General features: G+C 63.0%; 1 protein-coding gene. It reads left to right on the forward strand.

Annotated elements, in window-relative coordinates:
- A partial coding sequence (locus B9A19_RS21825; protein ID WP_245804407.1) for a condensation domain-containing protein occupies positions 1–1,258 on the forward strand: 1,258 nt, incomplete at both ends.

Here is a 1,258-nt window from a genome sequence, read left to right on the forward strand (position 1 = left end):
CAGGAAGGCATCCTGTTCCATCACTTGATGGAGCAGGAGGGTGATCCGTATCTGTTGCCCAGCCTGTTCGGCTTTGAAAGCCGTGAGTTGCTGGAACGCTTTGTCGAGCGCGTGCAACAGGTGGTGGACCGCCATGACATCCTGCGCACGCGTCTGGCGTGGGAAAACCTGGCCCAGCCGGTGCAGGTGGTATTGCGCAAGGCAGCGTTGCAGCTAGCGGTGCTGGATGCTCCTGCAGACCAGGATGTTCAGCAGTGGATGAACACCCTGTTTGACCCGGCCACGGCGCGGCTGGATATCCGCGAGGCGCCGCTGCTGTGCTGCCATGCAGCCGAAGATGCGGCGAATGGCCGCTGGTTGCTGCATATCCTGGCGCACCATCTGGTCGTGGATCACACCACGCTGGAGCTGCTGCTGGAAGAGGCCGCGCTGATCGAGCAAGGGCTGGGCGATACCTTGCCACCGCCGGTGCCGTTCCGCCAATTTGTTGCGCAGGCGCGTCTGGGCGTGACGGATTCTGAGCACGAGCACTTTTTCCGCCAGTTGCTTGGTCATATTGATGAGCCGACCGCCCCGTTTGGCCTGCTCGATGTGCAAAGCAACGGCGCCAATATCGCCGAAGCACGTCTGCAACTGGATGATGCGCTTGCCACGGGCTTGCGCGAGCAGGCGCGTGCGCATGGCGTGAGCACAGCAAGCTTGATGCATCTGGCCTGGGCCTTGGTGCTGGCCCGCACCAGCGGGCGCGATGATGTCGTATTCGGCACCGTCTTGTTCGGCCGCATGCAGGGTGGCGAGCACGCTGATCGCGGGATCGGCCTGTTCATCAACACCTTGCCGCTATGCCTGAATGTGGCACAACAGGCTGATGCCGGTCTCAAGGCAGCTCACAAGCTGCTGGCACAGCTGCTGCGGCATGAGCATGCGCCGCTGTCGCTGGCACAGCGCTGCAGCGGGGTGGTCGCCCCGTCGCCGCTGTTCACCTCACTGCTCAACTACCGCTACAGCTCTGAAGACGGTGCAGGCCAATACAGCCGTGCATTTGGCCAAATGACGGTGTTGGCTGGCTCGGAGCGCACCAACTACCCACTGACCTTCTCGGTCGACGACCTGGGTCAGGGCTTCCTGCTTACCGCACAGGTGGCGCAGCCCATCTCCCCACAACGCGTCTGCCAGTTCATGCACGATGCGCTGGCCAGCCTGCTCGATGCGCTGACCTCGGCGCCGCATGCCGCACTGAAGCAGCTCAACGTGCTGC

Source organism: Andreprevotia lacus DSM 23236 (assembly GCF_900176275.1).
Lineage (GTDB): Bacteria > Pseudomonadota > Gammaproteobacteria > Burkholderiales > Chitinibacteraceae > Andreprevotia > Andreprevotia lacus.